The sequence below is a fragment of the Flintibacter sp. genome (assembly GCF_046973065.1).
Window position 1 is genome coordinate 1 of record NZ_JBKVXZ010000030.1, and the last position, 18,968, is coordinate 18,968.

Below are 18,968 nucleotides of genomic sequence, written 5' to 3' on the forward strand. Positions count from 1 at the left end.
ATGTGGAGGAAGGCGTCTCCTTTGTCATGGCTGACATCCCCGGCATCATCGAGGGTGCCGCTCAGGGCGCCGGTCTGGGCCATGACTTCCTGCGTCACATTGACCGCTGCCGTCTGCTCATCCACGTGGTGGATGTGTCGGGCAGCGAGGGCCGTGACCCGGTGGAGGACTTTGAGGCCATCAATGCCGAGTTGGCCGAGTACTCCCCCACCCTGGCCTCCCGGAAGATGATCGTGGCCGCCAACAAGGTGGACATCATGCAGGACCCGGAACTGCTGGAGCGCCTGCGGGAGCATGTCAATGCCAAGGGTATGGAGCTCTTTGAGATCTCCGCTGCCGCCCATATGGGCACCCGTGAACTGATGAAGAAGGCAGCCGAGGAACTGCAGCACCTGCCCCCTGTGGCGGTGTACGAGCCCACCTATGTGGAGCGTCCCCCCGAGGTGGATACCAGCGGCGAGGTCTCCATCGAAAAGTTCGACGACACCTGGGTGGTGGAGGGACCGTGGCTGCAGCGGCTCATCTCCAACGTCAACTTCTCCGACTACGAGTCCCGCAACTGGTTTGATAAGAACCTGCGCCAGTCCGGTCTGTTTGACCGGCTGGAGGCCATGGGCATCCAGGACGGGGATATCGTGTCCATGTACGACTTGGAATTTGAATATCAGCGCTGATAAGCTCAAACGCGGTGCATACCTGTGGTATGCACCGCGTTTTGCTGTTACAGGTGGAAATCGTGGCAGCCGATGGTCATATAAAAGGGGCGGTTCTGGTTGATCCAGTTCACCGGAGAAAGGGCCGGAGCATAGAAATACAGCGCCGAACCAATAACGTCTGCCCCCTCCAGGCTGATTTTGGCCGCCAACACCGCCGAGTCAGTGGGCTCATCATAGACCGTACCGTTTTCTACCGGCTCAAACTGAATGGCATACTTATCATCAAAGATCACCTCTTTGACCGTGTTGGGAAACTGTTTATCTGCCACTCGATTAAGTACCACATTGCCCACGGCGATCTGCCCCAGCAGAGGCTCTCCCCGGCTCTCTGCCGAGATAATACGGGACATCCAATACAGGTCCTCATCGTCATAGTCGGCCTGGGCAGGGACCGTCCCACGGGTATCCAGCTGAGCAGTGCCGCTGGCAGCGTCCCAGCTCAGCTTTCCCCCTGTTACCTGGGAGAGCAGGCGCAGAGAAAAGACGGTGCGTCCGTCCACCACCCGCACTCCCTCAGCCACATATAGACCGCGGTCGTTGGAGAGGATGTAGATGGCTCCGGGAGCCGCTGTCAATTCCAGTCCATTCCCCTCCAGGATGGCTTGCTTGCCATCCCAGCTCAGGGTACGGCCCGTCTCCCGGGCAAAGGCAGCCAGGGTGATATAGCTGGTTCCATGTTCAATCCAGGCCTCTTGCTGGCTCAGCGTGGTACCGTTGAGCTTTACATTTCCCCCGGCGGCCTGAGCTCCGGGTATCAGAGCAAGGGCGGCCAGAATTCCGGCTGCGCCTCGCTTCCAGTTCAATTTCATGATATTTTGCTCCTTTTTAGCTGGTTTTACTCTGAAATTGTACCGGATTTTCTATTTTCCATCAAGCTGTAAATCCTGTCATCCTCATATAGGGCATCAAAAGATTTCCTGACAAGAAAACAGAGGAGGCCGCATATGCGGCCTCCTCTGTTCTTGTTCATAATCAACCCAAAAGGTCTTTGACAGCTTGGGTATCGGTGGATACCACCATCAGCACCGTGTTGCCCGCCTGCTGCAGGAAGGCATCCTCCAGCTTGGGAATCTCTGCGGGACGGTAGTTCTTGTTCTCCTCGATCTCACTCTGGAGATAGCTCTCCATCGCGGTCTTGGCGTTCTTAGCGGACTCCTCGTCCTGGAAAATCAGCAGAGCCAGCTCCTCACAGGTACCGCCGGAGGAGCGGTGTACCACTCCGTCGGTGAGCTGATCCCGGCTCACCCCGGCTCCCTCCAGCTGGTACAGGGACCAGGCCGTGTCCAGATCCAGGTCCTCCAACTGCTCACTGAATACAGATCCATCCAAAAGCTTCTGGGCCTGCTCCTTGGTGTAAGCGGCTGTGGTCTGCTTCCCGCCGCAGGATATCAAAGACATAAGACATACCAAGGCAATTACCACGCCCAAGATCTTTTTCATTCCGCTGCTCCTCCTTCTGGGTACAGAGTCTCATAAGAGACCGTATGTGTCTTTAAGTACTCCAGCCAGGCCTTATAGTACGCGCCGCTGAGATGGACGCCGTCGGTGCTGGCATCTGCAGGCAGCTGTCCGTCCTCGCCCACAAAGGCCGAGTACAGATCCAGGTAGACGACCTGCTTCTCCTGGGCCACCTTCTGGGTCAGTTCATTATAAACCCGCAGGTGCTCATTGGTCAAATATTCCGATCCCCCCCGGGCAGCAATGGTGTCCTCGTTGAGGGGGATCAGGTTCTGGATGTAGATGACCGCATTTGGCTGACTGGCCTTGATATCATCAATCACCTGGCAATAGGAGTCATAGAAGCCCTGGTCGTTGAAATAGCCCAGCTCATTGACTCCTAGGCAGATATAGACCTTGTTGTACTGCTTCTGGGCCAGCGCCTCCACCAGAGTGTAATCCACTCCGTCGATGGTGATGGCCTTCTTGCTCTCCAGCTTGAAGATGGAGATGCCGATGGAGGTGTACTTATCCACCTCTCCAATGCCGCTGTACAGCATCAGGCCCTCGGTACGGGAGTCACCGATAAAGGCAGCGTCGGCAAAGTAGCTGTTGTCCACCGCCGGGCTCTCCGGACAGGGTTTGGAAAAGTCGTATGCGGCCTGCTGGCTGCCGTCCTCCGGCAGAGAGGCAGAACCATTGGCGGTCACGCTGGAGCCGTCAGGCTGGCTCACATCGCCGCCGGGGTTATTTTCTGAGGTGGACACGTCTGCCGACGACTGGTCAGAGCCCTGGGAATTATTTTTGGGAGCGCATCCGGAAAGCAGTGCAGCGCTCAGGAGAACACCGGCCAGCAGCCGGCGGTTATCATAGAAAAAATGCATAGTTAAGCCCTCTTTTTAATGTTTCTTCTTTTCTCTGCTCAATCGCGGCAGTAAAGTTCGCAGTACCGTGGAAGCAAGCATAGCTCCCACAGCCAGAGATGCTGCCATCCCAAAGGTATGCAGCATCGTGGAAATAAATTGATCGGTCTCTCCAGCCACACAGTAGCGCATGGCGTTATAGATGCCCGCTCCGGGTACCAGCGGCAAAAGCGCCACCTGGAGATACCCGGTTACCGGACAACGGCGCACCCGGGCCATCAGTTCCGAGTAGATGGCAATGCACACCGCAGCCAGAAAGGCCGGTAAAATATCGCCTCCCAGCAGGCGCTGAGCAATCAGATAGACAAACCAGCCCAGCGCTCCGCCCAGACCACAGATTAAAATGCCTCCGCCCTGGATATTGAACACCAATCCAAAACCTACACAGGCTATCATACCCCACAGGCAGGGTAAAAGCAGTTCTTGTATCACTTCCATGGCATCCCCCTCACATTCCAATCGCCAGAGAGATCACCACGCCCAGAGAGATGGCCGCAGCAGTCAGGATGGCCTCTGCCGTACGGTTCACGCCGGAAATAATATCTCCGGCCATGATCTCCCGCATGGCATTGGTCAGCGCCATACCGGGTACCAGTACCATCAATGTTCCAATGGTAATGGCGTCCACGTTCTCTCCCACGCCGATCCTGGTAAGCAGCAGCGCCAGCAGTGATGCGATGGCTGCGCCGATGAGGGTCTGGAAAAAGCCGTTAAAGCCCATCTTCCCTCCCAGATACAGCATCCAGAATCCAACGCCCAAGCCGCAAATTCCTGCGCTGACCGCATCCAAAACGCCGCCGTTGAAGAAGGCAGCAAAAAATCCGGCGGCCACCACATAGCCCAGAAGAAGCACTGGGGTGGAATATTGCCTTTTATTTTGGCTCAGACCGTCCACCAGCTCCTTGGCCTGCTTTACCGGGGGAACTTCCCGGCACAGGCGGCGGCACAGATCATTGCACCGCTCCAACAGCTCAATGTCGGTTCCATGGGAGGGAATCCGGCGCATCTGGGTAATGGGATGGCCCTGAGGGGTATTTAAACTTACGATCAGGCAATTTGGAATGGCAAACACCTGGGGCTGCAGCCCATAGGCAGTAAGCAGACGGTATACCGACTCTTCCACACGGTAGATTTCCGCACCGCTGAACATCAGCTGATAGCCCAATTCCGTTCCCATATTCAGCAGGTCGTCATACTCCATTCCATCCGCCTCCCTGAAACAGAATACCATGTTTCAGGAAAATAACAAGTCACAATTTTATTACAAAAATTTTCTCCTTTCCCCTTCTTTCTGGAGATTTCGATCTCACATTATAAAAAGACGCGGCGAGAGGAGAAAAGGTTTCCTCTCGCCGCAAAATATTTTTTAATTTTCAGGTTCTTACTTCTGCTCCGGGTGGAACTGGGTGCAGGTGCACTTCTTCCACTTCAGGCCGGAACCACAGGGACAGGGATCGTTGCGGCCAATCTTGATGGCCTTGCGCTGAGGCTGCTTGCGGACGGTGCCGTCGCTGGCGCCGGACTCGCCGGTGATCTTGGCCACGCGCTCACGCTTGACCTCCTCGTTCTTGCGCAGACGCACCAAGAACAGACGGCGCAGGGTCTCCTCCTGAATGGCGGCCACCATCTGCTCGAACATCTCGTAGCCTTCCTTCTTGTAGGCCACCACGGGATCAGTCTGGGCGTAGGCCCGCAGTCCGATGCCCTGCTTGAGGTCGTTCATAGAATCGATCTGATCCATCCAGTACTCGTCAACCACCCGCAGCATGAGCACCCGCTCCAGCTCCCGCATGAGGGGAGAGCCGATCTCCTGCTCCTTGGCGGCATAGACCTCCTTGGCACGGTTCTCCACCAGCTCCACCAGCTGCTGCTCGTTGTACTTCTGCAGTTCCTCATCGGTAAGAGCAAGCTCGCCGGGCTGGAGGAACATGGTGTGGAACAGAGCGGTAGCCTCCCGGAAAGACTCGGCATCCATGTGCTTCTGCTCGCCCATATGGCCCTGGATGGCGTTCTCCACCATGGTGTGGATCATATTCTGGATGGAACCCTGCAGGTCCTCACCATCCAGCACCTGGCGGCGCTGCTTGTAGATGACCTCACGCTGGGTGTTCATGACGTCGTCGTACTGCAGCACGTTCTTACGGGTCTGGAAGTTACGGGACTCCACCTGCTTCTGGGCGTTCTCAATGGCGTTGCTGAGCATCTTCTGCTCAATGGGGGTATCCTCGTCTACGCCCAGCTTCTCCATCATGCCCATGACCCGCTCAGAGCCGAACAGACGCATGATGTCGTCCTCCAGGGACAGGTAGAAGCGGCTCTCGCCGGGGTCGCCCTGACGGCCGGCACGGCCGCGCAGCTGGTTATCGATACGGCGGGACTCGTGGCGCTCGGTGCCCAGGATAAACAGGCCGCCGACCTCACGTACCTTCTCCGCCTCTTCCTTGATCTCGTCCTTATACTTAGCCTCGGCGTCGGCAAACATCTTCCGGGCATCCAGGATCTCCTGGTTGTCGGTCTCGGCGTAGCCGGTGGCCTCGGCGATGAGCTCGTCGGACATACCCGCCTTACGCAGGTCGGCCTTGGCCAGATACTCGGCGTTACCGCCCAGCATGATATCGGTACCACGGCCGGCCATGTTGGTGGCCACGGTGACCGCGCCCAGCTTACCGGCCTGGGCCACGATCTCAGCTTCCTTCTCGTGGTTCTTGGCATTCAGGACGTTGTGCTTGATGCCGCGGCGCTTGAGCATGTCGGACAGCTCCTCCGACTTCTCAATGGACACGGTACCTACCAGAACAGGCTGGCCCTTCTCATGGCACTCCTCGATCTGGCTGACCACCGCACGCAGCTTACCGGCCTCGGTCTTGTACACCACGTCGTGGTGGTCGACACGCTGCACGGGCTTGTTGGTGGGGATCTCCACGATGTCCAGCTCATAGATGGTGCCGAACTCTTCCTCCTCGGTCATAGCGGTACCGGTCATACCGGAGAGCTTGTCGTAGAGACGGAAGTAGTTCTGGAAGGTGATGGTGGCCAGGGTCTTGGACTCGTTGGCCACTTCCACGTGCTCCTTGGCCTCGATGGCCTGGTGCAGGCCCTCGTTATACCGACGGCCGAACATCAGACGGCCGGTGAACTCGTCCACGATGATGACCTGTCCGTCCTTCACCACGTAGTCGATGTCCCGCTTCATCACGCCGCGGGCCTTGATGGCCTGGTTAATGTGGTGGGACAGGGTGGTATTCTCGGGGTCGGCCAGGTTCTCAATGTTGAAGGCTTCCTCGGCCTTCTTGATGCCCCGGGCGGTGAGGGTAGCGGTGCGGGCCTTCTCGTCCACGATATAGTCCGCATCGATGTTGACGTCCTCTTCCTCCTTGTCATCCACCTTGGCAATGCGCTGGCAGGTGAGCTTGGAGACAAACTGGTCCACCACGGTGTAGAGCTGGGTGGACTTCTCGCCCTGGCCGGAAATAATCAGAGGGGTACGGGCCTCGTCGATGAGGATGGAGTCCACCTCGTCCACGATGGCAAAGTAGTGGCCACGCTGTACCAGCTCCTGGGAGTAGATGGCCATGTTATCACGCAGATAGTCAAAGCCAAACTCGTTGTTGGTACCGTAGGTGATGTCGGCGTCGTAGGCCGCCTTCTTATCCTGGCCCATGACTCCGTGGATGACCAGACCCACGGTCAGACCCATGAAGCGGTAGACCTTACCCATCCACTCGCTGTCGCGCTTGGCCAGGTAATCGTTGACGGTGACAATGTGCACGCCCTTGCCGGCCAGTGCGTTGAGGTAGGCAGGCAGGGTAGCCACCAGGGTCTTACCTTCACCGGTCTTCATCTCAGCGATACGGCCCTGGTGCAGGATGATACCACCGATGAGCTGTACCCGGTAGGGACGCATGCCCAGCACACGCCAGGCGGCCTCACGGCAGGCAGCAAAGGCCTCAGGCAGGATATCGTCCAGGGTCTCGCCGTCCTTCAGACGCTGCTGGAACTCCGGGGTCTTGGCCTGGAGCTGCTGGTCGCTGAGCGCTTTGTACTCATCCTCCAGGGCCTCGATCTTCTCCACCAGCGGCATAATCGCCTTGACCTCCCGCTGAGAACTGGTGCCGAAAATTTTCTTCAGGAAACTCATATTCGATCACACCTCGTTGTTGTTACTCGTAGAATCGCTCCGCCCGGGAAAGCCATCCGGGCATATTATCGTCTTAGTATACCACAAGCCTTCGGCGGAAAAAAGAGCAAATTGTAAACTTTCCCTCACAGAATCTCCAATTTCTTTCTATCCCGCCCTCAAATATCCACCACATGCACATAAATGTACGCCAGGGGTTGACAGTTTGTAGCGCCTGTGGTATGGTTAGATTCACAATTGAACAGGACAAACGAAGCGCCCAGGAAAATGGCCGTCGGCCTGCCGAAGGAGTAACACTCTCAGGTGTCCCTGTTGGGACGAGGACTGTGCGTGGATGTGACTCTGGAGAAGCTCGACCACGAGTGCCGAAGGTGCAAAGCGGGGATCCCCGCCAATCTCTCAGGCAAAAGGACAGAGACGAACAAACCGCCCCGCCGTTTTTTCGGCGTGGGTCTGTTTTCGCCCCATCATAGACCGTGGAAGCTTCCACGGTCTTTTTTGTTCTGGATATTTTAGGGGGAGAAAACGATGTCTGAAGCACTGCAATCCTTAGAGGCCGCACTTTATCCTATCGTGGTCAATATCAACACCTACCTGTCCAGCTATATTCTGGTCTTCCTGCTCATCGGCGTGGGTCTTTTCTATTCCATCCGCACCCGCTTTGTTCAGGTACGCTGCTTCGGCGAGGGCATGAAGAAGGTATTCGGAAATGTGTCTTTGCGCGGCGGACGGCAGGAGCAGGGTATGAGTTCCTTCCAGGCTCTGGCCACTGCCATCGCCGCTCAGGTGGGCACCGGCAACATCGTAGGCGGCTCCGGCGCCATTCTGGCCGGCGGTCCCGGCGCCATCTTCTGGATGTGGATCATCGCCTTCTTCGGCATGGCCACCATCTACGCCGAGGCTACTCTGGCCATCAAGACCCGCATCACCGATGAGAACGGCGACTTCCACGGCGGCCCCGTTTACTATATCACCACTGCCTTTAAGGGTGCTTTTGGTAAGTTCCTGGCCGCTTTCTTTGCGGTAGCTATCATTCTGGCTCTGGGCTTTATGGGCTGTATGGTCCAGTCCAACTCCATCGGCTCCACCTTCCAGACCGCCTTCGGCGTTCCCTCCTGGATCGTGGGCGTGGTGCTGGTCATCATCTGCGGCTTCATCTTTGTGGGCGGCGTGCAGCGTCTGGCCGCTGTCACCGAGAAGATCGTCCCTATCATGGCCGCTATCTTCCTGCTGGGCGCGCTGGCCGTACTGGTCATCCGCATCCAGTATATCCCCGCCACCTTCGCTATGATCTTCCAGTATGCCTTTGAGCCCCAGGCCATCATCGGCGGCGGCTTCGGTTACGCGCTGAAGGAAGCCATCAGCCAGGGCGCCAAGCGCGGCCTCTTTTCCAACGAGGCCGGCATGGGTTCCACCCCCCACGCTCACGCTCAGGCCAACGTGAAGGATCCCCACGACCAGGGCGTGGTAGCTATGGTCAGCGTGTTCATCGACACCTTTATCGTGCTGACCCTCAATGCTCTGGTAGTCATCTCCACTCTGTATACCCCCGGCGGCATTCTGGCCCAGGGCTACACCGAGGAGGTTTCCCAGGTCATCAACAAGACCAACCTGGCCCAGACCGCCTTTGGCACCGTGTTCGGCACCCAGGCCGGCGCCATGTTCGTGGCCGTTTGTCTGTTCTTCTTCGCCTTCTCCACGGTGCTGAGCTGGAACATGTTCGGCAAGATCAACATCATCTACCTCTTCGGCAAGAAGGCCGCTCCCGTCTATTCCGTCATCGCTCTGGTCTTTATCTTCCTGGGCACCCTCATGTCCAATGACCTGGTGTGGGAGCTCACCGACATGTTCAACAACCTCATGGTCATCCCCAACGCCATCGCCCTGTTTGCCTTGTCCGGCGTGGTGGTAAAGATTTGTCACATGAGCAAAAAGGCTTCCAAATAATTTTGTGCAGTTTTTATGAAAACATGAAAAAGACCGCCGTCCCCTTGACAGGGTCGGCGGTCTTTTGTTATCCTGAGGGCGGATCATATGACTGACGGAAGTGGGGAGACCACAGGGAGTATGATCGTCATGATGCCGACCGTCTGGGCGCCGAAAAGTGGCCCGGAAGGGCGGCTTTTTTGCGCCCTTTTTTGCCTATTCAGGGCGGAAAGGAAGTATTTTTCATGACTGGATTCATTCATTCGCTGGAGAGTATGGGACTGGTGGACGGCCCCGGTGTACGGGCAGTGGTCTTTCTTCAGGGCTGCCCTCTCCGCTGCCTCTACTGCCACAATCCGGACACTCAAACCTTCTCCGGCGGACAGGAGACTACGCCCGAGGCCCTGGTCAAACGGCTGCTCCGCTTCCGGCCTTATTTTGAATCTTCCGGCGGAGGCGTTACCTTCTCCGGTGGTGAGCCCCTCGGACAGTCTGACTTTCTGCTGGCGTGTCTGAAGCTGCTCAAAGCAGAGGGGGTACACACCTGCATCGACACCTGCGGCGTAGGCCAAGGTGACTACGAGGACATTCTCAAACACACCGACCTGGTGCTCTACGACGTAAAGCACCATCAAAGAGAGGGTTACCGGAAGATCACCGGCCGGGAGTTGGACCCCACCCCGGCCTTTGTGGAGGCGGTCCGGAAGGCAAACGTCCCCATGTGGGTGCGCCACGTGGTGGTCCCAGGCCTCACCGACAGCCGGGAGCATCTCACCTCCCTGGGCAAGTACATCGCCACCCTGCCCCGGGTGGAAAAGGTGGAACTCCTCCCCTACCACACCCTGGGCGTTCACAAGTATCAAACGCTTGGCATCCCCTATCCGTTGGAAGGGGTACCGCCGATGGACAAGACAGTACTGGAACCTTGGAACCGGCAGCTCAATGAAGCCTGCTGCCGGAACACAGACAACTAAGAAAGGAATGGGAGCTATGAGCATCGACGTCAACTGCACCGCTTGGAAGGGATTTCGCACCGGCGAATGGCGCCACCTGGTGAATGTGCGCAATTTCATTCAGAAAAACTACACCCCCTATCAGGGAGGGGATGACTTCCTGGCCCCCATCTCCCCCAAGACCGCCAAGGTCTGGGAGAAGGCAGAGGCCCTCATTCTGGAGGAGATCAAGAAGGGCATCATCGATGTAGAGACCCACGCTGTCTCCGGCATCGACAACTTTGCCCCCGGCTACATTGACAAGGACAACGAGGTCGTCGTGGGCCTTCAGACCGACGCCCCCCTCAAGCGCATCGTCAACCCCTTCGGCGGCATTCGCAACGCCGTCTCCGCCCTGGAGCAGTACGGCTACCATCTGGACCCGGAGATCGAGCGCCACTTCCGCCTCTACCGCAAGACCCATAACGAGGGCGTCTTTGACGCCTATCCCAAGCGTACCCGGGACGCCCGCCACGCCGGTCTGCTCACCGGCCTGCCCGACGCCTATGGCCGCGGCCGCATCGTGGGCGACTACCGCCGCGTCCCCCTGTACGGCACCGACTTCCTTATTGAAGAGAAGCAGAAGGATCTGGACATGCTGGACGGCCCCATGACCGACGAGCGCATCCGCCTGCGCGAAGAGGTCCAGATGCAGATCCGCGCTCTTCGTGAGATGGCCTCCATGGCCGCCAAGTACGGCTGCGACATCACCCGCCCCGCCGAAAACGCCCATGAGGCGGTGCAGAACCTGTACATGGCCTACCTGGCCGGTATCAAGGAAAATAACGGCGCCGCCACCTCCTTGGGCCGTGTGTCCACCTTCTTGGATATCTACATCCAGCGCGACCTGGACAACGGTCTGCTGGACGAGCAGGGCGCCCAGGAGCTCATCGACCAGTTTGTCATCAAGCTGCGCCTGGTGCGTCACCTGCGCACCCCCGAGTATAACGAGCTCTTCGGCGGCGACCCCACCTGGGTCACCGAGTCCATCGGCGGCATGGGCATTGACGGCCGAACCCTGGTCACCAAGAACTCCTTCCGGATGCTCCACACCCTTACCAACCTGGGCACTGCCCCCGAGCCCAACCTCACCGTTCTGTGGAGCAAGGACCTGCCTCAGGGCTTTAAGGACTACTGCTCCAAGATGAGTATTGCCACCGACTCCATCCAGTACGAGAGCGACGAGCTGATGCGCCCCATGTACGGCGACGACTACTGCATCGCCTGCTGTGTGTCCGCCATGGCGGTGGGCAAGCAGATGCAGTTCTTCGGCGCCCGGGCCAACCTGGCCAAGAGTCTGCTGTACGCCATCAACGGCGGCGTGGATGAGAAGAAGGGCGGCGTCATCGTCCCCGGCATCGAGCACGACATGGACGAAGTGCTGGACTATCCCAAGGTGCTGGCCAATTATAAAAAGGTACTGGCCTATGTGGCTGAGCTCTACGTGGACACCATCAACATCATCCACTATATGCACGACAAGTACGCCTACGAGAGCAGCCAGATGGCTCTTCATGACACTCTGGTAGAGCGGCTGGCCGCCTTCGGCGTGGCCGGCCTGTCCATCGCCGCCGACTCCCTGTCTGCCATCAAGTTTGCCAAGGTGCGCCCCATCCGCAACGAACAGGGCGTAGCTGTGGACTTCGCCATTGAAGGTGACTTCCCCAAGTACGGCAACGACGACGACCGGGTGGACGATATCGCCGTGGAGATCGTCTCCTACTTCTCCGCTGAGCTGAAAAAGCACCCCCTTTACCGCAATGCCATCCACACCCTCTCCGCCCTCACCATCACCTCCAACGTGATGTACGGCAAAAAGACCGGCGCCACCCCCGACGGCCGCAAGGCAGGCGAGCCCTTTGCCCCCGGCGCCAACCCCATGCACGGCCGTGACGTAAACGGCGCTCTGGCCTCCCTCAACTCGGTGGCCAAGATTCCCTACCGGGCCGTGTGTCAGGACGGCGTGTCCAATACCTTCTCCATCGTCCCCGAGGCCCTGGGCAAGGACGAGGACCAGCGCCGGGCCAACCTGGTGGCTATCCTGGACGGCTACTTTGTCCAGGGCGCCCACCACCTGAACGTGAACGTCCTGCACCGGGAAACTCTGCTGGACGCCATGGATCACCCCGAGAAGTATCCCAGCCTCACCATCCGTGTCTCCGGCTATGCGGTGAACTTCAACCGCCTCAGCCGGGAGCAGCAGCTGGAAGTCATCCAGCGCACCTTCCACAGCGCCATGTGATTTTTCCACACCTTCTGCCCCGCCGGTGCAAAACCGGCGGGTTTTTTTATCTTTACGCAGCGGGGGCAGACATGGTATGATGGGGGAAAACAAACATGTGGGAGGCGCCTCATGGCCGACTGGAAGAAAAATTCACTGCATGATCTGCACATCGACAGCTACACCGCCCAGGGCTTCGGTGTGGCCCGGCTGGATGGCCGGGTGGTCTTTATTCCCGGCACCATCCGGGGAGAGGACTGGAAGGTTCAGCTGTTAAAGGTACAAAAGAACATCGCCTGGGGCCGTGGCGTGGAGTTGCTCACCCCCTCTCCCGCTCGTGTGGAGCCCGACTGCCCCATCAGCGGCAAGTGCGGCGGCTGCCAATACCGTCACATGACCTACGAGGAGGAGCTGACGGCCAAGTGGGACCGGGTCAATGACGCCCTGCGGCGGCTGGGCGGCCTGGATTTGGAGCTGCCTCCGGTGCTTGGGGCGGAAGATTCCCTGCGCTACCGCAACAAGGTGCAGCTGCCCGTGGCCCAGGGAAAGCAGGGCCTGTCCATCGGCTACTTCCGTCCCCGGAGCCATGACGTGCTGGATGTGAAGGACTGCCCCCTCCAGCCTCTGGCGGTGACCCGGCTGCGAGAGGCCTTCAAGGCCTGGATGGAACAGTGGTCGGTGCCTGCCTATGACGAGAGCACCTGTCAGGGACTGATCCGTCACCTCTATGTGCGCACCAACCAGGCGGGACAGTCTTTGTGCTGTGTGGTTGCCAACGGGAAAAAGCTGCCCCAGGTTTCCGAATTGGTGGAGGCTCTGTGCAAAGTGGAACCGGGACTCATCGGTCTGGTTCTCAACATCAATCAGGCGGATACCAACGTAATTTTAGGTCCTGAGTACCGCACTTTGTGGGGCCAGGATTTCCTGGAGGAGACCCTGTGCGGTATGACCTTCCGGCTGTCCGTCCCCTCCTTTTTCCAGATCAACTGGGCTCAGACTCAGCGGCTCTATGCCCAGGCGGTGGATTTTGCCTCCCTCACTGGACAAGAGACCGTGCTGGACCTGTACTGCGGCATCGGCACCATCTCTCTGGCTTTGGCCCAGACGACGGGGCAGGTCATTGGGGCTGAGATCGTCCCCCAGGCCATTGAGGACGCTAAGGCCAATGCTGCACGCAACAAGGTGAATAATACCCGTTTTTTCTGCGGCGACGCGGGATCAGTGGCCGCTCAGCTTGCCCGGGAGGGTGTGCGTCCCCAAGTCATCTGCGTGGACCCACCCCGGAAGGGATTAGCACCGGAGGTACCCGCCATTTTGGCCTCCATGGCCCCGGAACGTATCGTCTATGTCTCCTGCGACCCGGCCACTCTGGCCCGGGACGCCAAGCGTCTGGAGGAGCTGGGCTACCGGGCAGTCAAGGTCCAGGCCGTGGACCTCTTCCCCCGCACCGCTCACGTGGAGACAGTCCTGCTCCTGGTCCGGGCAAACTGATCCCGGACCGATGTCCTTTGTTTATCCTATTTCCATTATATATAAAGGAGTGTTGTTTATGTACGAACTTTGGGAAGGCCTGAAGCGGGCCAAAGAGTACAAGTGGGTAGAGCTCTCTCACCCCCTGGACAACGACAGTCCCTTCTGGGCTGGAATTCCCGAGGGCTCGGTGGAGCTGTGCAAGACCGTGTATGACTGGGGCAACCCCATGCTGGATTGTCTCATCCAGACCTTCTGCTTCCCCGGTCAGTTCGGCACCCACATCGACTTCCCCAGCCACTTTGACAAAGAAGGCGTCTCCTCCGAGGCCTACGGCGTGGAGCAGCTGGTCTTCCCTCTGTGCGTCATTGACGTGTCCGACAAGGTGGCCCAGGATGTGCACTATGCGGTAACTGTCCAGGATATTCTGGACTATGAGACCAAGTACAGTCCCATCCCCGAGGGCGCTTTTGTGGCCCTGCGCACTGACTGGAGCAAGCGCTGGCCCAGCATGGATGCCCTGTCCAACTTTGACGCCGAGGGCGGCGAGCACACCCCCGGTTGGTCCAGGGATGCCCTGAAGTATATCTATGAGACCCGCTCCGCCGCTGCCAACGGCCATGAAACCATTGACACCGACGCCTCCGCCCTGGCTGCTCAGGCCGGCGACCTGGCCTGCGAGCGGTATGTGCTCAGCCATGGCAAGGTACAGGTGGAGCTGCTGTACAATCTGGATCAGGTAGCCCCTGCCGGCGCGGTGGTGATGGTGTCCTTCCCCCGCATTACCGGCGCTACCGGTCTGCCCGCCCGGGTTTGGGCAGTCACCCCCTGATTATTTCAATTTCTGCCACTGTAAAGAGGAGCGCAAAGCGCTCCTCTTTATACTTTTTTAACAGTATTTCCACGATCTTTTCGTCTTTTCTCCTGTTTCCATGCTATAATAGTTATATGATTGCATTTTAAGGAGGTAGATAATGGATCACGTTCTTTTTCTGGTTGGTACCGTTATCCTGATTTGTATTCTAATGAACCGCTGGGTGGAAAAACTAGCCGTCCCCTCCCTTCTCGTCTTTATTGCCCTGGGTATGTGTTTTGGAGAAAACGGCCTTCTGCACATCCAGTTTGACGATTATGCGGCAGTCAACACCATCTGTTCTGTCAGTCTGATCTTTATTATGTTTTACGGCGGCTTCGGCACGAATCTGACTGCTGCCCGCCCGGTGGCAGTGCAATCCGTCGTCCTGTCCACCCTGGGCGTGGCCTGTACCGCCGGCAGTGTGGCGGTCTTTGTCCATTTGGTGTTCCATCTGTCCTGGGCAGAGAGCCTGCTTATAGGCTCGGTGATCTCCTCCACTGACGCGGCCTCGGTGTTCAATATCCTGCGCACTAAAAAGTTAGCTCTAAAAGAGCATACCGACTCTCTTTTGGAGCTCGAATCTGGTTCCAACGACCCCATCTCCTATATGCTCACCTCCGTCGCGGTAGCTGTCCTCACCAGGCAGGAAATCTCAGTTCCTCTTCTGCTGCTCCAGCAGATCGCTTTGGGTGCCGCAGGAGGCCTGCTGCTTGGTCGGCTGTCTGCCTGGATTTTAGGTCTTCACATAGCACCGCCTCCGTGCCTTGACAGTAGCACGTTTTCGGCTTATTCTTGTAATAAAGATTTACAATTTATTTCGATGTTATACAAAATTTAAGAAAGACGCACAGAGAAAAGAAACAGGGCGGTTTCCCCGCCCCGTTTCGACATTATTTTCCCAGCTCCTCGTGATACCGTTTCAGCATCACACAGAACTGCCCGCGCGTCAGCGGAGAGTGCAGCATCAGGTCCCCATTTCCGTTCCCGGCCATAATGCCGTTTTCCCTGGCCCACTCCACGCCGTCCTTTTCCCAGTCTGCGGGCGTGCTGTCCGGCACCGGCCTGGCCTTGCTTTTCTCATACTCCTGCATCATCTTGTTGAAAGTCGCCTGGTCCATTTCGTCGTCATCCTTTCCCAGCCGCCGGGTTACTTCCGCCGCGATCTGCCCATGCCGTGCATAGAGGTACGGCCCAGGGCAGCTCTTGTTAGCAAACCAGCGGTGTACCGTCATAACCATTTCTCCGTCCCTCGGAATGTAGGAGAGGGTCTTTCCTTTATCTCCGAACCACAGCAGCTTCCTGGCCCCGTTCCGGCGGCAAATGTCCGTTACCAGGTCCAGGAGCGCGCTGTACGCTGCATCTGTGACAGCGTAGGGGTCCTTGTTATCGCTGGCCGTCTCGATGGTCACAGCCCGATTGTCGTTTGACCGGCTGGAGGTACACCAGCTGCGGTCCTTCTCCTCGACGCACAGGCCGATGCTTCCGTCGTAGCCGACGACATAATTGCACGAGGCGTTCCCCTTTGGAAGAAAAACCTCGCAGCCGCGCTTGGCTGTCACCTGTCCCACAAAGCAGTGAATGCTGATGGTGTCAATGGCGTGGTTGCGCTTGCCGGAATGGTTCGGGGATAGCGCTGTGTGTGTAACGAGCGGGCTGTTACTCATTGGATGGCCCCTCCACAAAAGCCTTTACCGCCTGGTTATTGTCCAGCATCTCGCGCATCTCATCCAGGGCCTCGTCCACCAGGGAACTGAACAACTCAAAGGAGACCGCCTTTGCCAGCCAGGGGAACCGCTGCACAAACAGGTCGTAGACCTGCCGCAGCTTGAGCTTTCCTGTGCCCCCGCCCAGGTCCTTCTCCGCCTCCGTAACGGCCCACAGCAGCCACTCCTTGACCTTTGCAAGCTGCTTTTCCGTGGGCAGTCCAACGAAGCGGGCTACGGCTACCACCACGGCAGCGATGACCGCCAGCGCAGCCACGATAAGCGGCCAGTTTTCGATGATAAATTCCATGATGTGCCTCCTTAGTCCATAATCATTCAGTCGTCAGCTATCATTTCACGCCGTGGATCGCAGTCTGGAGCAGGAACCCAAGCAGCATCCACACTTTGTCTTTGATATGCTCCATGCAAATTTTTGCACCAAGAGCCTCGTCGTAATTCTCGGCGCTGACGCAGGCGCTACTTTCTACGACTTCAAAACCATTGCGCAGAATAGCCCGAACCACAGTGGTTTTGCCCCCCATAGTAATGACCTCTGTTTCACGGATGAAATCATCCACCATCTGTTGGCTGATACTGGGGGCCTCCGTTCGCAAATCAGGATTGATGGTTACAGGCAGATACGCCCGTTCAAACACATCCTTCGGAGACCAACTCTCGTAGCCGTCCGGGTAGCGGACGCGGTATCCAGGCTCCTCCGGTTCCATGCTCCGGGGGATGGGCCACGTCAGGTCGTAGACCTTCCCGCCCTTTCTGACCGCCGGGGCCGCTTCAATGATTTTTGTCCCGATGTAGACTTCCATAATCTTTACCTCCTCATTTTCAGCAGTCACGTTTGGCCTGCTTCTCTGTGTTGTTTTTCCCGAACACCGGGCCGTCATTGTGCTCAAAGATGTTCTCTACCACCTTGAGAACATTTACCCCCAGTATGGTTTCGATGGCCTGTTCCGATAACTCCACCACTGGGAACGGCTGCCCCAGCCGAACGGTGGAGTAAACCGCGATCAGATAGGAGACCGACACCCATCCTAGCGCCGCGATCTGCGTCGTGACAAACAGGATGCGGGTGACGGAATGAGCGGAGACGCGTTTCCCCTTTTTAGACATCCCGCTCTTTCGCCTCCAATACAGTGATGCGATGCTCGTGGTCGTCAAGCTCGTTCTGGTACTTGGTGTTGATCTCGCCCTGTTCCTTGAGGTGGTCCTTGTAACGACCCTGGAACTTCTCTAGCCCTTCCGTGAAGTGCTCCATCTTTGTATTTAGTCGGGTAAGGGTCCCGTTGAGCTTAATCATCGGGCCGCTGATAGAGGCAATCAGCCCCAGAAGTACAACGATAACGCCCACAACTTCCCACTCATTCATTTCGTCACCGCCTTTCTCTCCGAGCATACCAAACCGCCGGGAGGATTGCGCCCCGAAAGCAACAAAAATTTGAAAGAAGGTGTGTAGAGTGAAATACATTTTTCTCACGTTATATTTGCTTTGCTTCTTTATTGCCGCGCTGTGCCTATCCGCTGCGTCCCTCGGTGTACGAAAAGGAATGATTTCAAGCGCCGTTTTGCTGCTGATCTTGGCAGTTTCATTTGCCTGCTTAGCAGTCGTACTTTTCAGGGCATATAAAAAGAGAAGGTAGGTGGGTCATATTCCGCGTTTGACATACGAAAATCGTTTGCGCATCAAAGAACTTCTTGACATGGGCTTGTCTGTTCCGGACATAGCCCGCGAAATCGGCGTGCATCATGAAACGATATACCAGGAATTAAAGCGCTGTGAACCCGGACAATATGACCCCGAAAGTGCCCAGGCCGATGCAGGAGCAAAGTCAAAAAGGCAAAACAATTTTCCATCAGACGGGCAGATGTTTGAGGACCGGGCACTTGCAAAATGTGTGGCCGATTTAATTCTGGAGGACGGTCTTAATGTCCAACAGGTGATACGCTGGCTGCAAGAAGAGAGGCCCGAAAGATTTCAAAGACTGCCAAAATCACGGAACACGGTCTTTGCCGCAATAGACCACGGGCTGATACCAGGAGTTACCCGCGATACACTGAAAACAAAGACGGTCCGCCTATTTTCCAGCGACTTGATACATATTCCGCGATGGGTCATAAGGCAACTTAATCTGCACGACGGTGACGAGTTCTGCATTGAGGTGAATATAGAGAGCATTATTCTCAAAAAGAAATGCCCCAAGAAAGGAGATGGGCAACTTGAAGGATAAGAGGGTACGTTTTATCATGCTCGTGGTTTCTGCCGCATTTGCAGTTGTGGCCGGAGTTTCCTCATACATCGCATCAGATGGCCTCTCGGTGTTTGCGTCTGTTTCTATTGCCGTCTTAATCTGTATTCCGGCCACCTGGCAGTTCTTTTTTATGCCGGCTGAGCTGCGGTTGAAGCAGTATTGTCTCAGCATTGGCCTATACCTGACTTTTTGGGGAGCACCGATCTGGGTTTACTTAGCTACTTTCTACGATACAAAGTTTACAACAGGAATAGGGTATGCGCTTCTAACTGCTATGCTTATTTTCTGGGGACTTGGCGCATTTTTGAGCGACAGGCGGCAATAA

The 18,968-nt window shown here is 57.1% G+C and carries 20 protein-coding genes and 3 riboswitches; of the genes, 9 read left to right on the forward strand and 11 right to left on the reverse strand.

Annotation, left to right across the window (positions count from 1 at the left end; all coding sequences use genetic code 11):
• A partial coding sequence (gene cgtA, locus ACLTXB_RS11260) for an Obg family GTPase CgtA (RefSeq protein WP_428227042.1) occupies window positions 1-674 on the forward strand: 674 nt, incomplete at its 5' end.
• Between the two features lie 47 nt (window positions 675-721).
• Here cgtA and ACLTXB_RS11265 read toward each other — a convergent pair.
• From ACLTXB_RS11265 to secA, 6 genes are all read right to left on the reverse strand, one after another.
• Window positions 722-1,525: a cell wall hydrolase gene (locus tag ACLTXB_RS11265; protein WP_428227043.1), complete on the reverse strand. Its 804-nt coding sequence runs from the start codon at window positions 1,523-1,525 to the stop codon at window positions 722-724.
• A gap of 163 nt (window positions 1,526-1,688) precedes the next feature.
• Window positions 1,689-2,156 (reverse strand): DUF4358 domain-containing protein, encoded by a 468-nt coding sequence (locus tag ACLTXB_RS11270; protein WP_008980076.1) that lies wholly within the window; start codon window positions 2,154-2,156, stop codon window positions 1,689-1,691.
• Entirely contained in the window at window positions 2,153-3,037 is an 885-nt protein-coding gene (locus ACLTXB_RS11275) for a GDSL-type esterase/lipase family protein (protein WP_008980075.1), read from the reverse strand. Before ACLTXB_RS11275 ends, ACLTXB_RS11270 begins: the two co-directional genes overlap by 4 nt.
• Before the next feature lie 15 nt (window positions 3,038-3,052).
• The gene (locus ACLTXB_RS11280) at window positions 3,053-3,472 is read right to left on the reverse strand and encodes a threonine/serine exporter family protein (RefSeq protein WP_428227044.1); all 420 of its coding nucleotides are present in this window, start codon (window positions 3,470-3,472) and stop codon (window positions 3,053-3,055) included.
• Window positions 3,473-3,524: 52 nt separating this feature from the next.
• Window positions 3,525-4,277 (reverse strand): threonine/serine exporter family protein, encoded by a 753-nt coding sequence (locus ACLTXB_RS11285; RefSeq protein WP_428227045.1) that lies wholly within the window; start codon window positions 4,275-4,277, stop codon window positions 3,525-3,527.
• A 180-nt stretch (window positions 4,278-4,457) separates the two neighbouring features.
• On the reverse strand, window positions 4,458-7,214 hold the full coding sequence (secA, locus tag ACLTXB_RS11290; RefSeq protein ID WP_008980072.1) for a preprotein translocase subunit SecA: 2,757 nt from the start codon (window positions 7,212-7,214) through the stop codon (window positions 4,458-4,460).
• Window positions 7,215-7,464: 250 nt separating this feature from the next.
• Window positions 7,465-7,551, forward strand: a riboswitch (glycine riboswitch).
• Window positions 7,552-7,639: riboswitch (glycine riboswitch) on the forward strand. It abuts the riboswitch before it with no gap.
• Window positions 7,640-7,742: 103 nt separating this feature from the next.
• Here secA and ACLTXB_RS11295 point away from each other — a divergent pair.
• The 6 genes from ACLTXB_RS11295 (at window position 7,743) to ACLTXB_RS11320 (ending at window position 15,517) form a co-directional block, all read left to right on the forward strand.
• On the forward strand, window positions 7,743-9,161 hold the full coding sequence (locus ACLTXB_RS11295; RefSeq protein WP_110441202.1) for an alanine/glycine:cation symporter family protein: 1,419 nt from the start codon (window positions 7,743-7,745) through the stop codon (window positions 9,159-9,161).
• Window positions 9,162-9,238: 77 nt separating this feature from the next.
• Window positions 9,239-9,317: riboswitch (ZMP/ZTP riboswitch) on the forward strand.
• 68 nt (window positions 9,318-9,385) lie between these two features.
• A complete protein-coding gene (gene pflA, locus ACLTXB_RS11300; RefSeq protein WP_428227046.1) occupies window positions 9,386-10,114 on the forward strand; it encodes a pyruvate formate-lyase-activating protein in 729 nt (242 codons plus the stop codon).
• 16 nt (window positions 10,115-10,130) lie between these two features.
• Window positions 10,131-12,374, forward strand: coding sequence for a formate C-acetyltransferase (gene pflB / locus ACLTXB_RS11305; RefSeq protein ID WP_235397248.1), 2,244 nt, complete (start codon window positions 10,131-10,133; stop codon window positions 12,372-12,374).
• Between the two features lie 111 nt (window positions 12,375-12,485).
• A complete protein-coding gene (gene rlmD / locus ACLTXB_RS11310; RefSeq protein WP_428227047.1) occupies window positions 12,486-13,844 on the forward strand; it encodes a 23S rRNA (uracil(1939)-C(5))-methyltransferase RlmD in 1,359 nt (452 codons plus the stop codon).
• A gap of 58 nt (window positions 13,845-13,902) precedes the next feature.
• Complete coding sequence (locus ACLTXB_RS11315) at window positions 13,903-14,655, forward strand: cyclase family protein (protein WP_428227048.1); 753 nt, start codon at window positions 13,903-13,905, stop codon at window positions 14,653-14,655.
• 142 nt (window positions 14,656-14,797) lie between these two features.
• Complete coding sequence (locus ACLTXB_RS11320) at window positions 14,798-15,517, forward strand: cation:proton antiporter (RefSeq protein WP_428227049.1); 720 nt, start codon at window positions 14,798-14,800, stop codon at window positions 15,515-15,517.
• A 52-nt stretch (window positions 15,518-15,569) separates the two neighbouring features.
• Here ACLTXB_RS11320 and ACLTXB_RS11325 read toward each other — a convergent pair whose 3' ends face one another.
• Genes ACLTXB_RS11325 through ACLTXB_RS11345 form a run of 5 tightly spaced genes read right to left on the reverse strand, consistent with a single transcriptional unit; the run spans window position 15,570 to window position 17,763 of the window.
• On the reverse strand, window positions 15,570-16,343 hold the full coding sequence (locus ACLTXB_RS11325; protein ID WP_428227050.1) for an N-acetylmuramoyl-L-alanine amidase: 774 nt from the start codon (window positions 16,341-16,343) through the stop codon (window positions 15,570-15,572).
• Window positions 16,336-16,692 (reverse strand): hypothetical protein, encoded by a 357-nt coding sequence (locus ACLTXB_RS11330; protein ID WP_428227051.1) that lies wholly within the window; start codon window positions 16,690-16,692, stop codon window positions 16,336-16,338. The genes ACLTXB_RS11325 and ACLTXB_RS11330 overlap by 8 nt, the downstream gene beginning before the upstream one ends.
• Window positions 16,693-16,732: 40 nt before the next feature.
• On the reverse strand, window positions 16,733-17,203 hold the full coding sequence (locus ACLTXB_RS11335) for a Gp49 family protein (RefSeq protein ID WP_428227052.1): 471 nt from the start codon (window positions 17,201-17,203) through the stop codon (window positions 16,733-16,735).
• A gap of 19 nt (window positions 17,204-17,222) precedes the next feature.
• Entirely contained in the window at window positions 17,223-17,507 is a 285-nt protein-coding gene (locus ACLTXB_RS11340; RefSeq protein WP_428227053.1) for a hypothetical protein, read from the reverse strand.
• Window positions 17,500-17,763 carry a hypothetical protein gene (locus ACLTXB_RS11345; RefSeq protein WP_428227054.1) on the reverse strand — a complete coding sequence of 88 codons (264 nt, stop codon included), beginning with the start codon at window positions 17,761-17,763 and terminating at the stop codon, window positions 17,500-17,502. Before ACLTXB_RS11345 ends, ACLTXB_RS11340 begins: the two co-directional genes overlap by 8 nt.
• Window positions 17,764-18,052: 289 nt before the next feature.
• On the opposite strand from ACLTXB_RS11345, the gene ACLTXB_RS11350 reads away from it, so the two are divergent.
• Both ACLTXB_RS11350 and ACLTXB_RS11355 read left to right on the forward strand, forming a co-directional pair.
• Complete coding sequence (locus ACLTXB_RS11350; protein WP_428227055.1) at window positions 18,053-18,622, forward strand: helix-turn-helix domain-containing protein; 570 nt, start codon at window positions 18,053-18,055, stop codon at window positions 18,620-18,622.
• Entirely contained in the window at window positions 18,612-18,968 is a 357-nt protein-coding gene (locus ACLTXB_RS11355) for a hypothetical protein (RefSeq protein WP_428227056.1), read from the forward strand. Before ACLTXB_RS11350 ends, ACLTXB_RS11355 begins: the two co-directional genes overlap by 11 nt.

What these genes read in the sequence shown, in the direction of transcription:
- ACLTXB_RS11325 (WP_428227050.1), bottom strand. Translation starts at nt 16,343, where the DNA reads ATGAGTAACAGCCCGCTCGTTACACACACAGCGCTATCCCCGAACCAT.
- ACLTXB_RS11270 (WP_008980076.1), bottom strand. Translation starts at nt 2,156, where the DNA reads ATGAAAAAGATCTTGGGCGTGGTAATTGCCTTGGTATGTCTTATGTCT.
- ACLTXB_RS11320 (WP_428227049.1), top strand. Translation starts at nt 14,798, where the DNA reads ATGGATCACGTTCTTTTTCTGGTTGGTACCGTTATCCTGATTTGTATT.
- ACLTXB_RS11345 (WP_428227054.1), bottom strand. Translation starts at nt 17,763, where the DNA reads ATGAATGAGTGGGAAGTTGTGGGCGTTATCGTTGTACTTCTGGGGCTG.
- rlmD (WP_428227047.1), top strand. Translation starts at nt 12,486, where the DNA reads ATGGCCGACTGGAAGAAAAATTCACTGCATGATCTGCACATCGACAGC.
- ACLTXB_RS11340 (WP_428227053.1), bottom strand. Translation starts at nt 17,507, where the DNA reads ATGTCTAAAAAGGGGAAACGCGTCTCCGCTCATTCCGTCACCCGCATC.
- pflA (WP_428227046.1), top strand. Translation starts at nt 9,386, where the DNA reads ATGACTGGATTCATTCATTCGCTGGAGAGTATGGGACTGGTGGACGGC.
- ACLTXB_RS11285 (WP_428227045.1), bottom strand. Translation starts at nt 4,277, where the DNA reads ATGGAGTATGACGACCTGCTGAATATGGGAACGGAATTGGGCTATCAG.
- ACLTXB_RS11295 (WP_110441202.1), top strand. Translation starts at nt 7,743, where the DNA reads ATGTCTGAAGCACTGCAATCCTTAGAGGCCGCACTTTATCCTATCGTG.
- ACLTXB_RS11330 (WP_428227051.1), bottom strand. Translation starts at nt 16,692, where the DNA reads ATGGAATTTATCATCGAAAACTGGCCGCTTATCGTGGCTGCGCTGGCG.
- ACLTXB_RS11280 (WP_428227044.1), bottom strand. Translation starts at nt 3,472, where the DNA reads ATGATAGCCTGTGTAGGTTTTGGATTGGTGTTCAATATCCAGGGCGGA.
- ACLTXB_RS11315 (WP_428227048.1), top strand. Translation starts at nt 13,903, where the DNA reads ATGTACGAACTTTGGGAAGGCCTGAAGCGGGCCAAAGAGTACAAGTGG.
- ACLTXB_RS11265 (WP_428227043.1), bottom strand. Translation starts at nt 1,525, where the DNA reads ATGAAATTGAACTGGAAGCGAGGCGCAGCCGGAATTCTGGCCGCCCTT.
- ACLTXB_RS11275 (WP_008980075.1), bottom strand. Translation starts at nt 3,037, where the DNA reads ATGCATTTTTTCTATGATAACCGCCGGCTGCTGGCCGGTGTTCTCCTG.
- secA (WP_008980072.1), bottom strand. Translation starts at nt 7,214, where the DNA reads ATGAGTTTCCTGAAGAAAATTTTCGGCACCAGTTCTCAGCGGGAGGTC.
- ACLTXB_RS11335 (WP_428227052.1), bottom strand. Translation starts at nt 17,203, where the DNA reads ATGGAAGTCTACATCGGGACAAAAATCATTGAAGCGGCCCCGGCGGTC.
- pflB (WP_235397248.1), top strand. Translation starts at nt 10,131, where the DNA reads ATGAGCATCGACGTCAACTGCACCGCTTGGAAGGGATTTCGCACCGGC.